The following is a 12,053-nucleotide window of genomic DNA, read 5'->3' as shown; positions in this document are numbered from 1 at the left end:
GGTCCGGCGGGTACTCCCCGCGACGTACGCCGATTGCCGCCGGCGGTACGACGCCTCCGCGCCCTCTTTGGGGTCAGTCTCGAAGCACCACCGGATCACCGGACACCGGATCACGGATCACCGGACACCGGATCACGGATCCGGGAGAAACCGACTCGGGAGACGACCCACCATGCACACCCTGGCCCACCTCGGCGACGCCGCCCCCGGCGCCTGGATCCTCTTCTTCCCACTGATCTGGGCAGCCGTCGTCCTCGGCGGCATCACGCTTCTGCGCCGCACCGCGTGGCGCGGCCACGGCCCCTCCGGGCGCCCCGCCCCCGCCGACCACCCCTCACCCCTCACCGTCCTCGGCCGCCGCTTCGCCTCCGGTGAGATCGACGAGGAGGAGTACTGGCGCCGGCTGTCCGTCCTGGAGGAGCAGTTCGGACGTGCGGGAGGTGCGGGGGGAAGGTGACGACGCGGGCAGGGGGTGCCGTGTCGGCGGTGAGGGTACGGCGGGACGGCGCCGGGCGGGGGGCTTGCTGGGGGGCGAACACGCCCGCGGGCGGCCTGCTGGGGCAGGTGCGTGTCAGCTCGGCGACCGGGAGTTGTCTCGCCGCCCCCGCTCCAGCCCTCTCAGTCCGCACGCGCACCGCCACTTCACAGACTTCTCCCCGCCCCCCAGCGAACCCGGGCCCCGCAGCGCACCCCCACCGCCCGCAAGCGCACCCGCAGGGAACCGCCCCGCAGGGAACCGCCCCGCAGGGAACCGCCCCCTCACCGCCCGATCAGCCGGGAACGGCCGACCGGGCGGGAGCGTGTGCGGGCCGGCGCGTCTCGGCGGCCGGCTCCGGGGCGGTGACGGGCTCGATCTCCGCCAGGCGGCGCACGGTTGTCTCCAGCTCCGCGCGGCGCGGCGGACGCGGCGACGGTTCCGTGTCGATGCGGCGGGGCGGGCGCGGGGGTGCCTTGCGGGTGGGGGCCGGTGTCGGCAGGGTGAACCAGACGACCTTCCCCTGCTCGCCGTCCGGCAGCGCCCCCCAGCTCTCGCTGACCGCCGCAACCATCGCGAGCCCGCGCCCGCAGGTGGCCAGTGACTCGGCGTCCGCCACCACCGGGAGGCGGGGATCGTGGTCGCGCACCGAGACCTTCAGCCGGTCGAGCAGCAGCTCGATCTCCACGGTGCACATCTTGTCGGGCTGGGCGTGCCGGTGGACGTTGGTGAGCAGTTCGGTCACACCGAGCGCGGCCCGGTCTATCAAGGCGTCCAGATGCCAGTAGCGCAATTGCGCAGAAACGATTCTGCGGACCTGGCCGATCCGCGACGGCAGGGCTTGGAGCTCCACCGTGCAGTGTCTGCTTGGGTAAGTGATCACGGCTGCGACTCCCCGACGTGAGGTCCGGAAGAACACGGAGTTCGGATCCAGCAGGGAGCCCGCGTCAAACGGCCGCCTGCTGTCGTGCCCGGCGGGCTGGTTCGCAGCGTTATCGCCGGTAAACCCAGAGTGACGTGAGACCAGCGTGACCCAGGGGGTGCGGTGGCGCAACTCGCGGACGTCGCCTGCGTCTCGGTCATCTCAGTCGCCGCGCCCCGCCGCCCGGCGTACCGCCTCGATGAACCGGCCCGCCGCGGGCGGCCCCGGCTCACCCGGCGCCGGGTCGTGCTCGCCCAGGGTCAGGAGGTACCGCTTGCCGTTCAGGTCGGCGAGGGCCCGCCCGTCGGAGCCGAACCACGGCCGCGACGCTCGCACCGCCTGCACCGGCGCGCTGTCGATCTCGCTGCCGTAACTGGTCAGCAGCTCCAGCCGGCCGCGCCTGATCCGAACCTGACCGGCCCGGGTGAGCGAGCGCAGCCCCTTGCCGATCCGCACGCCCATGGCCGTGAACTCCGGCTCCGCCATGCCCCGAACGCCCCCTTGTCGCGTCGTCACGCGTGGCCCCGCCGGGCGGCATCACCCCGCCCCCGGTGCAGTCTGCCCCGCCCCCGCCTCGAGCACCAGTGCGCATGTGCCGGGCGCACCGGACACCCGGAGCACTCGGTCGAATGCGCCCCCGCCGCGCACCGCGCGCACCCCCTCGCACGCCTGTTCCCGCAGCCCGCCTTTGAGCCCTCCTAAGATGCGTTTATGCAGGTGAGAAGCGTGCGGAAGCTGTCTATCATCGGGGTGTCGGCCGCGCGACGCGCCGTCGGCGCGCAGCCTAAGGAGCCCCGTCGTGAGCACCAGCACCCCCCAGCAGCCCCCCGCCGGCGCGACCCTCGACACCCTCGACGTCGACCGCACCGACACCGCCTACCGCGACTGGCTGAAGGAAGCCGTCCGCAAGGTTCAGGCGGACGCCAACCGCTCCGCCGACACCCATCTGCTCCGCTTCCCGCTGCCCGAGCACTGGGGCATCGACCTGTACCTGAAGGACGAGTCGACCCACCCCACCGGCAGTCTCAAGCACCGCCTCGCCCGCTCCCTCTTCCTCTACGGCCTGTGCAACGGCTGGATCCGCCCCGGCCGCCCGGTCATCGAGGCCTCCAGCGGCTCCACGGCCGTCTCCGAGGCGTACTTCGCCAAGCTGATCGGCGTGCCCTTCGTCGCCGTCATGCCGCGCACGACCAGTGCCGAGAAGATCCGCCTTATCGAGTTCCACGGCGGCCGCTGCCACTTCGTGGACGACCCGCGCACCATGTACGCGGAGTCCGCCCGCCTCGCCGCCGAGACCGGCGGGCACTACATGGACCAGTTCACCTACGCGGAGCGGGCCACCGACTGGCGCGGCAACAACAACATCGCCGAGTCGATCTTCCGCCAGCTGCGCCTGGAGCGTTTCCCCGAGCCCGCGTGGATCGTCGCCACGGCCGGCACCGGCGGCACCTCCGCCACCATCGCCCGCTACGTCCACTACATGCAGTACGACACCCGCCTGTGCGTCGCCGACCCGGAGAACTCCTGCTTCTTCGAGGGCTGGACCACCGGCGACCCGGACGTCACCTGCGACTGCGGCTCCCGCATCGAGGGCATCGGCCGCCCCCGGATGGAGCCGAGCTTCGTACCGGGCGCCGTCGACCGGATGATGAAGGTTCCCGACGCGGCGAGCGTCGCCGCCGTCCGCGCACTGGAACAGGCCATCGGCCGCAAGGCGGGCGGCTCGACCGGCACCGGCCTGTGGAGCGCGCTGAAGATCGTCGCCGAGATGGCCGCCGGGGGCCGTACCGGCAGCGTGGTCACCCTGCTGTGCGACCCGGGCGACCGCTACCTCGACAAGTACTACTCCGACACCTGGCTCGCCGAGCAGGGGCTGGACGTCCGCCCGTACGCGGCGGCGATCGAGTCCCTGCTGGCGACGGGCGTCTGGCCGGACTAGGAGCCGTCCGGACGTCCGCGAGGTCGCGTCCTCCGCCGGGCAGGGCGGCCGTCGCCGGCGCGGCGCGGCGCGGACGCGCTCCCGGCGAGGGCGGGCCGTTCTCACCCGGTGCTGCCGCCGGCCCGAGGTGCCCCCTGAATGGAGGCGCGCCGTCGCTGACGTCGCGTCAGCCGTCCGCGTCCTCGTCCCTGTCGGGCTCGCCCGCGACCACCAGCCGCAGATGTTCGGAGATCTCCGCGCGGGCCTCCGCCGGCAGCCCGGCGTCCGTCACCAGGGTGTCGACCTGGTCCAGCGTCGCGAACGAACTCAGGCCCACCGTGCCCCACTTGGTGTGGTCGGCGACCACCACCACCCGGCGCGCCGACTGCACCAGGCGCCGGTTGGTCTCCGCCTCCGCGAGGTTCGGCGTCGACAGGCCGGCCTCGGCCGATATCCCGTGCACACCGAGGAACAGCACGTCGAAGTGGAGCGTCGCGATCGCCTGGTCGGCCACCGGGCCCACCAGCGAGTCGGACGGCGTGCGCACCCCGCCGGTCAGCACCACCGTCGCCGCGCCCGCGCGCTGCCCCGAGGTCCGCTGGGCCGTGTGGAAGACGTCGGCCACCCGCACCGAGTTGGTCACGACGGTCAGATCGGGCACGTCCAGCAGCCGGTGCGCCAGCGCGTACGTCGTCGTCCCGCCGGACAGCGCGATCGCCGCACCCGGCGCGACCAGCTCGGCCGCGGCCCGCGCGATGTCCTCCTTGGCGGACAGCTCCAGACCCGACTTCGCCTCGAAGCCGGGCTCGTGCGTACTCGCCTCCGCCACCGGCACCGCGCCGCCGTGCACCTTCTCCAGCACGCCCTGCCGGGCCAGCGCGTCGAGATCGCGCCGGATCGTCATGTCCGACACACCGAGCTTGCGGGTCAGCTCGTTGACGCGGACGCCGCCGCGGCGCCGCACCTCGTCCAGGATCAGGGCGCGCCGCTGCTCCGCGAGGAGGTTCTGATTCTCGCTCACGTACGCTCCGGTCCTTTCCCTCAAACCTCCGACACGCCCCCGCACCCCCGGGTCCCGGGTCCGCCCGAAGCGGGCGCACCCCCGTCGACGAGGGCGTATCCCGTGGTCTCGGTGCGCGGGCGTCCCATCCTCGCACGGGCCGGGACGGGCCGCGCCATCGGTTGCCGGACGCGCACATGTCACTTGTGTCTCATCTGCGGCTCATCCGTGACCCGTATCGGGGAGATTCCGTGACGATGGGGGTATGTCATCCGTCCGGCGGGCAATCCTGGTGCCCGCACGGACGAAATGGCCGACGGTGCGTCACGGGGGAAGTGCCACAGGTGGAGAACGCGCAGGAACGTGCCCTGACCGAGACGGCTGCCGCGACCGGGCCCGGAGCAGCCATGGAACTGCTGGTCCACGGCGTGGGCGGCACCACACCGGATCGGATGCTGGACGATCCGCGCACGACCCGGGTCGCGGGCGACGACACGGCCGCCGTCTTCCGCCGCACCGCCGACGTCGAGGACCCCGCGCGCAACGCCGGAACCGACGGCCGCCCCGTTCCCGAGGCGTACGTCTGGTGCAACCTGACCTCCGGCAACGGCGCCCGCGCCCTGTGGCTGCTGTTGCTGCCGTTCATGGTGGTCAACCTCGCCCACTGGATGCGCCCCGCCGCCGAGGGCCGCCCCCGCGTGATCCGCCTCTACGGGCTGCTGGTGCGGTTCGCCGGACTCACCCTGACCGTGCTGCTGACCGCCGCGGCCTGCGAGGTCGCCCTCGACCTCGCCGCCTGGCAGTGCGCGGGCACCTCCGCGTGCGCCGCACGGCACTCCTGGATCGGCTTCCTGTCACCCACCGTCTCCGACGGCGGCTGGTGGAGCCTGCCGGGCCGCCGCCTCGCCCTCGCCGCACTGCTGCCCGCCGCCCTCGTCGGCCTGCTCTGGTACCTCTCCCTGCGCACCTGGAACGCCTACGAGTCCCAGCTGCCCCTCACCACCGCCCCGCGGCCCGCCGAGGACGACGCACCGACCGCGCTGGCCCGGCCCGGCTTCTGGTACGGGCGGCGCCTGGTCGCCCGGCTGCGCGCCGCGCACACCGCCGCCGGCCTGCTCACGGTGGCCGCCGCGGTCCTGGGCCCCGCCGTCCGGCACGACCGCGCCCCCGGCGGGCCGGCCGCACTCGACGTGGCGGGCCTGCTGCTGTCGGCGGCCCTGCTCGCCGTCGCGGTCGTCGCCGTCGCCGTGGTCGGCGCGCGGGGCCGCAGCGAGCGCCGCATCGACCGGGCGACCGACGAGTCACTCGTCCGCCGGCTGCCGTTCGTCGCGCTCCTCCTGCTCGCCCTCGCCCTCGTGTACGGCGGGTGGGAGCGGCCCGCCTGGCAGTCCTCCGGCCGGTTGCCGGGCGACGCCGTCTTCGGGGCCGTCAACCTGGTCCAGGGCCTGCTGGTCATCGCCCTCGCCGGCGTCGCCCACCTGCTCCACCGCACCCGGCCCGACGCCCGCGCCGCCCTCAAGGGCCTCGGCGGTCCCGCCGTCGCCATGCTGGCCTGCGCGCTCGGCGGGGTGATGTCCGGCGGGGTGTCCCAGCGGGTCGCCGACTGGCTGGACGGCACCCACGCCGTCATCCCCGGCCCGCCCGTCCTGCTCACCTGGCAGGCCTCCGTGATCCCGCCGCTGCTCGTCGTCCTGCTCGTGCTCTGCGGCGTACTGGCCCGGCGCGCCCTGCGGCTCGCCCGCGCCGAACGCGAGGCCGTGGCCCGCGACTACCCCGGCGAGCGCCTGGAACCGGACCGCACCCGGCGGATCGCCCGGGTCCGCGCGATGGCCTCCCTCACCGACCGCGGCCCCCTCCTCGTCGCCGTGGTCTCCGTCTCCACCCTGCTGCTCGGCGCCGGGGCACTCGTGGGCGCCCTGGTCACCGGACAGACCCCCAGCCGGGCCACCCGCGACGCCTACGACGTCGTCCGGGGCGCCGCCGAGACCGCGCAGGCACTGGGCTCCTGGCTCATCGGTTTCGGCTTCATACTGTTCGTCACCTGTGGCCGGCGCGCCTACAAGGACGCCTCCGCGCGCCGCACCATCGGCATCCTCTGGGACGTCGGCACCTTCTGGCCGCGCGCCGCCCACCCCTTCGCCCCGCCCTGCTACGCCGAGCGCGCGGTGCCCGACCTGACCTGGCGGATCGACACCTGGACGCGCACCACCGGCGGCCGGCTGGTCCTCTCCGGCCACTCCCAGGGCAGCGTCCTGGCCGCCGCCACCGCCTGGCAGCTCTCCCCGGCCACCCGCCGGCGCGTCGCCCTGCTGACGTACGGCTCACCGCTGGAGCGGCTGTACGGCCGCTGGTTCCCCGCCCACTTCGGGCCGGCCGCGCTGAGCGCCCTGCACCACGAGGTCGACTGCTGGCGCAATCTGTACCGGCTCACCGACCCCATCGGAGGACCGGTGAGGGTGCCCGCCGACGGCGGCCCCGAGGTCGACCGCGCGCCGCTGAAGGACCCGCTCGCGCACGGCCGTACCGACGACCATCCGCTGCCCGCGCCCGTCCTCGGCCACTCCGACTACCAGGCGGACGCCGCGTTCGCCGAGGAACGCGAGCGGCTGCTGGCCCGGCTGCGGCCCGACCTGCCGGGCCAGCGGCCCCCGTGCGCGCCCTGAGCGGCCCCGCTCAGGGCAGGTCCGGCAGGTCCTCCGCGTACAGCAGGGTCAGGTCGTCCGTGCTCGGCTCGTCGAACTGGGCGACCCGGCTCGCGTGCCGCTCCACCATCGCCTCGAACGTCTGCCGCGCGGTGCGGCCGTTGCCGAACGTGGGGCCCTTCGGGATCGCCGTGAAGTACTTCAGCAGGGCCTCGGCGGCGCCCGGCGCGAGCCGGTACTCGTGCTCCTCGGCCTGCTGTTCCACGATCCGCAGCAGCTCCTCCGGGCCGTAGTCGCCGAAGGTGATGGTGCGGGAGAAGCGGGAGGCGACACCGGGGTTGACCGACAGGAACCGCTCCATCTCGGCCGTGTACCCGGCGACGATCACCACGACCGCGTCGCGGTGGTCCTCCATCAGCTTCACCAGGGTGTCGATGGCCTCCTTGCCGAAGTCGCGGCCCGCGTCCTCGGGCGAGAGCGCGTACGCCTCGTCGATGAACAGCACGCCGCCGCGGGCCCGTTCGAAGGCCTCCTGGGTGCGGATCGCCGTGGAGCCGATGTGCTCGCCGACCAGGTCCACGCGGGACACCTCGACCAGATGGCCCTTCTCCAGCACCCCGAGCGAGGCCAGGATCTCGCCGTAGAGCCGGGCCACCGTGGTCTTGCCGGTGCCGGGGGAGCCGGTGAAGACCAGATGCCGCTTGACCGAGGCCGCCTTCAGGCCCGCCTGCTGCCGGCGCCGGCCCACCTCGATCATGTCGGTGAGCGCCCGCACCTCGCGCTTGACGCTCTCCAGGCCCACCAGCGCGTCCAGTTCGCCGAGCACGTCCTTGGAGGTGCGCACCGGCTTCGGCGCCGAGGCCGAACTCGCGGGCGGCTGCTCGGTGGACCGCTGGTCGGGGATGGTGCCCAGCAGCCCCGGAGAGCCGCCGACCGTCTGCACGGCGGGCTCCGGCGCAGCGGGCGTCCTCAGCCCCGCGCTCTCGTCGCTGGTGCAGTCCTCGACGACCGGTCCCGCGCCCGCGTCCGGGCCGCCGTCCGCGAACTCGTAGCCACCGCGCGCGCACCGCTCCGTACGGCACTTCCTCAGCGTCGTACGGCAGCCGTCGATCACATGGAAGCCGTAGCCGCCGCTGCCCGTCACCCGGCAGTTCAGGAAGCTGCCGCGGCCCCCGGCCGAGACGTAGAAGCCCGCCTCAGCGGGCGAGTCGACCACGCACCGCTCGATGACCGGGTCCGCGCCCTTGGTGACGATCACGCCGGTCTGGGTGCCGTCCAGCGTGCAGTTGTTCAGGGTGCCGCCGCTGCCGTGGTCGCGGAACCAGGCGCCCGTCGCCGCGTCCCGGATGCGGCAGTCGTCGAGCTGGGCGGTCGCGCCGTCGCTCACCGACACGGCCGTGTTGCGCACCTGGGACAGATCGCTGTCGACGACGTCCGCGCGGGACCCCCGGTCGAGGACGAACAGGGCGTCGGGCACGTCGTGCACCCGGCAGGCATCCAGGACCGCCGTCGCCCCGTCGCTCACCCACACCGCCGGATAGTCGCCGGTGCTGTCGAAGATCTCGCACTGGTTGGCGTCCACGCGCGTGCCCGGGTCCCACACCGACAGGCCGTTGCGCCCGAACTGCCGCACGCTGGTGCGGGTCAGCGTCAGCACCGAGCGGGACCTGAGGTCGACCGCGTTCTCCGGGATGTCGTGGATCCGGCAGTCGGCCAGGGTGAGCACCGCGTCCGTGTCGAGGGTGACACCGTCCGCGGTGGTGCGGTGCACATCGCAGTCGGTGAGATGCCCGGTCGCGCGGCCGGTGATCTGCACCCCGCTGCCCCGCACCTCGTAGACCTCGCAACCCAGCGCCTCCAGCGCGGAGTTCTCACCGGTGACGGTCAGCCCCGATCCGGAGGCGTGGTGCACCCGGCAGCGCTCCAGACGCGGGCGGGCACCGCCGCGCACCGCGACGCCGGCCTGACCGGCCGCGACCACCTCGCACTCCTCGAACACCCCGCCCCCGCCGTCCACCACGGCGATGCCGATGCCCGCCGGATTGTCGACGGTGCACCGCCGCACGGTCGGCCGGGCCGCGCCGCGCACCTCGATGCCGGTGGCGGACCGGGTGACCACCCGGACGTCCACCAGCTCCGGGGTGCCGTCCTCCACCAGCAGGGCGGGCGCCGCGGCGTCCTGGCCCTCCACGTGCAGGTCCTGCACCACCGCGGAGGCCCGCACGGTCAGCGGCACGCCGTCGGCCGGCGCGATGCGCACCGAGCCCGGGGAGCCCTCCGGGCCGCGCAGCGTCACCGCGCGGCGCACCACGAGGTTCTCCCGGTAGGTGCCGGGGGCGACGGTGAGCACGTCACCGTCGGCCGCGGCCTCCAGGGCGGCGGCGAGCGATGCGTACTCACCCGTGCGGCGCCGCCACCGCGACGTGCCGGTGTGCGTCACCTGGACCGTGCCCTGTGCCATGGCGTTGTTGTGCCCCCACCTCGTCGTACGCGGGTCGTTGCCGAAGAGTTCGGCCGGTCCACCGTAGCGTGCGCGCGGACCGTGAGTTGACCGGAGCCGGAAGGCGGCCGGCCGCCGTCGCCGGACGGCGGAATCAGCTTCCGGCGCCGGTTCTGCCCCAGTCCGGGCCGGCCTGTTGCCAGGCCCGGTCGAGGCGGGCGTGGCGGCGGCGGACCATCCGCCACAGGACGAGCCGTCTGCCGGTCTCGACCAGGCCCGCGGTGAGCAGCGCCGTACCGACTCCGGCGAGGACGGCGTGCGTGGCGACGGCGGCGGGGTCCAGGGGCGGACCCACCAGGTGACCGCGCCGGTCGGTCCAGAGCACGAACCGGTCGCCGGGCTCGGCGGACTTGAGCCGCGCGAGGACCGGGCCCCGGTGCGCGCTGCCGTCCGGGGCGGTCCATGCGGCGAGGACCCGGGTACGGGTGTCGCGGGTGGCGGTCTCGGGGTCGGCCTCCAGCGGGCCGCGCTCCAGCCGGCGGACGACGGTGGCCGTCACCTGGTGGCGGGTCAGGCGCTGTTCACGCGCCGCGCGTTGCAGGGAGTCCTGCGCGGAGGAGCCGACGAGGACACCGAGCAGGGGAGCGGCGAGGAGCATCAGCAGCAGCGCCGTCAGGGCCAGCCACGCCTCGGCCAGATCGGTGGCACGGCGCAGCGGATTGTGCCGCCAGCGCCAGAGTCCGCTCAGGGCTCGCACTCCCGCACCCCTTTCCGCCTCGCGGGCCTCCCCGGCGGAGCCGTTCAGGCGTGGGACCGGCCGGTCGGGGCGCCGCACCCGCCAAGGCGGGGCGTGCGTCCGCGCCTGCGGCCGGGCCCTCGTGAACGTCTCACGCAACGCCAACGTGCGGATGTCGCGGCGCGGTTCCCAGACGTCGGTGACTTGGCGGGATCTCGCCCGCCCGCCGTGTCCGGCGCCGGGGTTCGGGCCGCTGTGGCGCGGTGCCGCCGTACCGCCGGTCCGTCGTCCCGCCGTTCAGGCCGCCCCGGCTACGCGAGGACGCGCACCGGGTCGCCGACCCGGACGGTGCCGGGGGAGACGGGCACCAGATTCTGGCCGAAGACCAGCTTGCCGCCGATCCGGCGGTGGCGGCCCAGGGAGAGCAGGGGCTCGCGCCCGCGCTCGGCGCTGGACTGGTCGGTGGTGGTCACGACGCACCGCCCGCAGGGCTTGGCGACGCGGAACTCCACTGCGCCGACGGCGATCCGGGACCAGTCGTCCTCCGCCCAGGGCGCGCTGCCGGCCACCACCAGGTTGGGCCGGAAGCGGTTCATCGGCAGCGGGCCCTCCGCTGCCCGGTCACCTTGCGCGATGAGCGCGTTGAGGGCGTCGAGGGACGCCGCGGAGGTGAGCAGCAGCGGGAAGCCGTCGGCGAAGCTCACCGTCTCGCCGGGCAGCGCGTACTCCGGGTCCACGGGGCGGCGGGTGGCGGGATCGTCCATGTGCACCAGGCGGACGTCGGTCCCGAGATAGGCGCTGCACCACGCGTGCGCGGCGGCATCGGCCGGGACGCCCTCCACCTTGTCCTGCCAGATCTCCACCCGCACGGTGTCCGCCGGCTCGGGCACGGACACCGTCAGCGGGTCGAGGCCGGGCGCGGACAGCCGAATGCCGCCGCCGGGCAGCAGCTCGGCGACGGCCAGCGCGAGGCGCGGTTGCTGGCGTTGCGTGACGACCTTTCCCCCGTCGTCGATCAGCACCCAGCGTCGGTCTCCGGCCGGCCCCCAGGGTTCCACGAGGACTTCCGGGAGCGACAGGCCCCGGAACGCCTTGACCGGATGGACATGTATCGATTGCAGCTCCGCGTTCCCCATGGGGCCATCGTGCCAGGTGGCGTGGAGGGCCGGGGGAGGCGGTCAGTAGCCGCGGTACTGCTGGTTGTTGTACGGGTCCTGGTAGGGAGCGGGCGCCGGGCGCGGCGCCGCGGGGCGCATCGCCTCGTAGCCGCCGGCGGGCGCGGCGGCCGGACGCGGCTGCTGCGGGGCCTGCGGACCCGGGTAGCCGCGGGGCGCGGTGGCCTGCTGCGGGATGTACGCCGTCGGCGCCGCGTGCTGCAGCGGCGCGGGCTGCGGCTGCTGCGCGTGCTGCTGTGGATAGCCGTAGGCGGGCTGGGCGGGGGCCGCCGGGAGGGCGGGGAGTGCCGACGGCAGCGCGGGCAGCGAGGGAGCGGCCGGCGCGTCGTAGGCGGCGGGGACCCGGATCGGGGCGATCTGCGGGGTGCCCCGCTCGGCCACGAGGGAGTCGTAGATCGGAGTGTCCGGGAAGGAGGCGGAGTAGTAGCCGCCACCATAAGTGGAGCGGGGGGAGGTCATGGCACATAAGTTAAGCCCACGATGTGCTGGTTGGGGAGACCGATAATGGGGTTGTTTTCCGTGCCTGCGGTGACGCTGGATCCCCAATGCGAGCGAACTCGGGAAAAAGGGGCGGCACGCGGCGTTCGGGTGGTGTAAAGGCTCAGTTCCGAGCGGGTTACCGCCGGTTGCCGTCCGATCTTCGTACAGCTCCCGGAGGGGGCGTGCGGGCTGTTGCGCACGCCCTGTGGGACTTCGTCGCCCGGGGCAATAGGTTGGGCGTCCGGAGAGTCCTGGAGAACGCGCG

At 74.2% G+C, this 12,053-nt stretch carries 10 protein-coding genes; 3 read left to right on the top strand and 7 right to left on the bottom strand.

What is annotated here, in order from left to right; genetic code table 11:
* Positions 1-172 precede the first annotated feature (172 nt).
* Positions 173-457 carry an SHOCT domain-containing protein gene (locus G7Z13_RS03105; protein WP_165995798.1) on the top strand — a complete coding sequence of 95 codons (285 nt, stop codon included), beginning with the start codon at positions 173-175 and terminating at the stop codon, positions 455-457.
* 313 nt (positions 458-770) lie between these two features.
* Here the strand turns inward: G7Z13_RS03105 and G7Z13_RS03100 are convergent, their stop codons facing one another.
* Together G7Z13_RS03100 and G7Z13_RS03095 are read right to left on the bottom strand one after the other, a co-directional pair.
* Entirely contained in the window at positions 771-1,358 is a 588-nt protein-coding gene (locus G7Z13_RS03100) for an ATP-binding protein (RefSeq protein ID WP_165995796.1), read from the bottom strand.
* A 201-nt stretch (positions 1,359-1,559) separates the two neighbouring features.
* A complete protein-coding gene (locus tag G7Z13_RS03095) occupies positions 1,560-1,883 on the bottom strand; it encodes a hypothetical protein (protein ID WP_165995795.1) in 324 nt (107 codons plus the stop codon).
* Positions 1,884-2,196: 313 nt separating this feature from the next.
* On the opposite strand from G7Z13_RS03095, the gene G7Z13_RS03090 reads away from it, so the two are divergent.
* Positions 2,197-3,336 (top strand): PLP-dependent cysteine synthase family protein, encoded by a 1,140-nt coding sequence (locus G7Z13_RS03090; RefSeq protein WP_165995792.1) that lies wholly within the window; start codon positions 2,197-2,199, stop codon positions 3,334-3,336.
* Positions 3,337-3,502: 166 nt separating this feature from the next.
* Here G7Z13_RS03090 and G7Z13_RS03085 read toward each other — a convergent pair whose 3' ends face one another.
* Positions 3,503-4,336, bottom strand: a complete 834-nt coding sequence (locus G7Z13_RS03085) for a DeoR/GlpR family DNA-binding transcription regulator (RefSeq protein ID WP_165995791.1) — start codon at positions 4,334-4,336, stop codon at positions 3,503-3,505.
* 323 nt (positions 4,337-4,659) lie between these two features.
* On the opposite strand from G7Z13_RS03085, the gene G7Z13_RS03080 reads away from it, so the two are divergent.
* Positions 4,660-6,978: a hypothetical protein gene (locus G7Z13_RS03080; protein WP_165995789.1), complete on the top strand. Its 2,319-nt coding sequence runs from the start codon at positions 4,660-4,662 to the stop codon at positions 6,976-6,978.
* A gap of 10 nt (positions 6,979-6,988) precedes the next feature.
* On the opposite strand, the gene G7Z13_RS03075 is transcribed toward G7Z13_RS03080, so the two are convergent.
* The 4 genes from G7Z13_RS03075 to G7Z13_RS03060 all read right to left on the bottom strand — a co-directional run bounded on the left by G7Z13_RS03075 (position 6,989) and on the right by G7Z13_RS03060 (position 11,767).
* Positions 6,989-9,418: a right-handed parallel beta-helix repeat-containing protein gene (locus G7Z13_RS03075; RefSeq protein ID WP_165995787.1), complete on the bottom strand. Its 2,430-nt coding sequence runs from the start codon at positions 9,416-9,418 to the stop codon at positions 6,989-6,991.
* 133 nt (positions 9,419-9,551) lie between these two features.
* Positions 9,552-10,154, bottom strand: coding sequence for a hypothetical protein (locus tag G7Z13_RS03070; protein ID WP_165995786.1), 603 nt, complete (start codon positions 10,152-10,154; stop codon positions 9,552-9,554).
* 290 nt (positions 10,155-10,444) lie between these two features.
* A complete protein-coding gene (locus G7Z13_RS03065) occupies positions 10,445-11,269 on the bottom strand; it encodes an MOSC N-terminal beta barrel domain-containing protein (protein WP_165995784.1) in 825 nt (274 codons plus the stop codon).
* A 42-nt stretch (positions 11,270-11,311) separates the two neighbouring features.
* Positions 11,312-11,767 (bottom strand): DUF6643 family protein, encoded by a 456-nt coding sequence (locus G7Z13_RS03060; RefSeq protein WP_165995782.1) that lies wholly within the window; start codon positions 11,765-11,767, stop codon positions 11,312-11,314.
* Positions 11,768-12,053: the final 286 nt, after the last annotated feature.

It is taken from the genome of Streptomyces sp. JB150 (genome assembly GCF_011193355.1).
GTDB lineage: Bacteria > Actinomycetota > Actinomycetes > Streptomycetales > Streptomycetaceae > Streptomyces.
The sequence above is the reverse complement of the archived record's forward strand: the minus strand, read 5'-3'. Positions and strand labels throughout refer to the sequence as shown.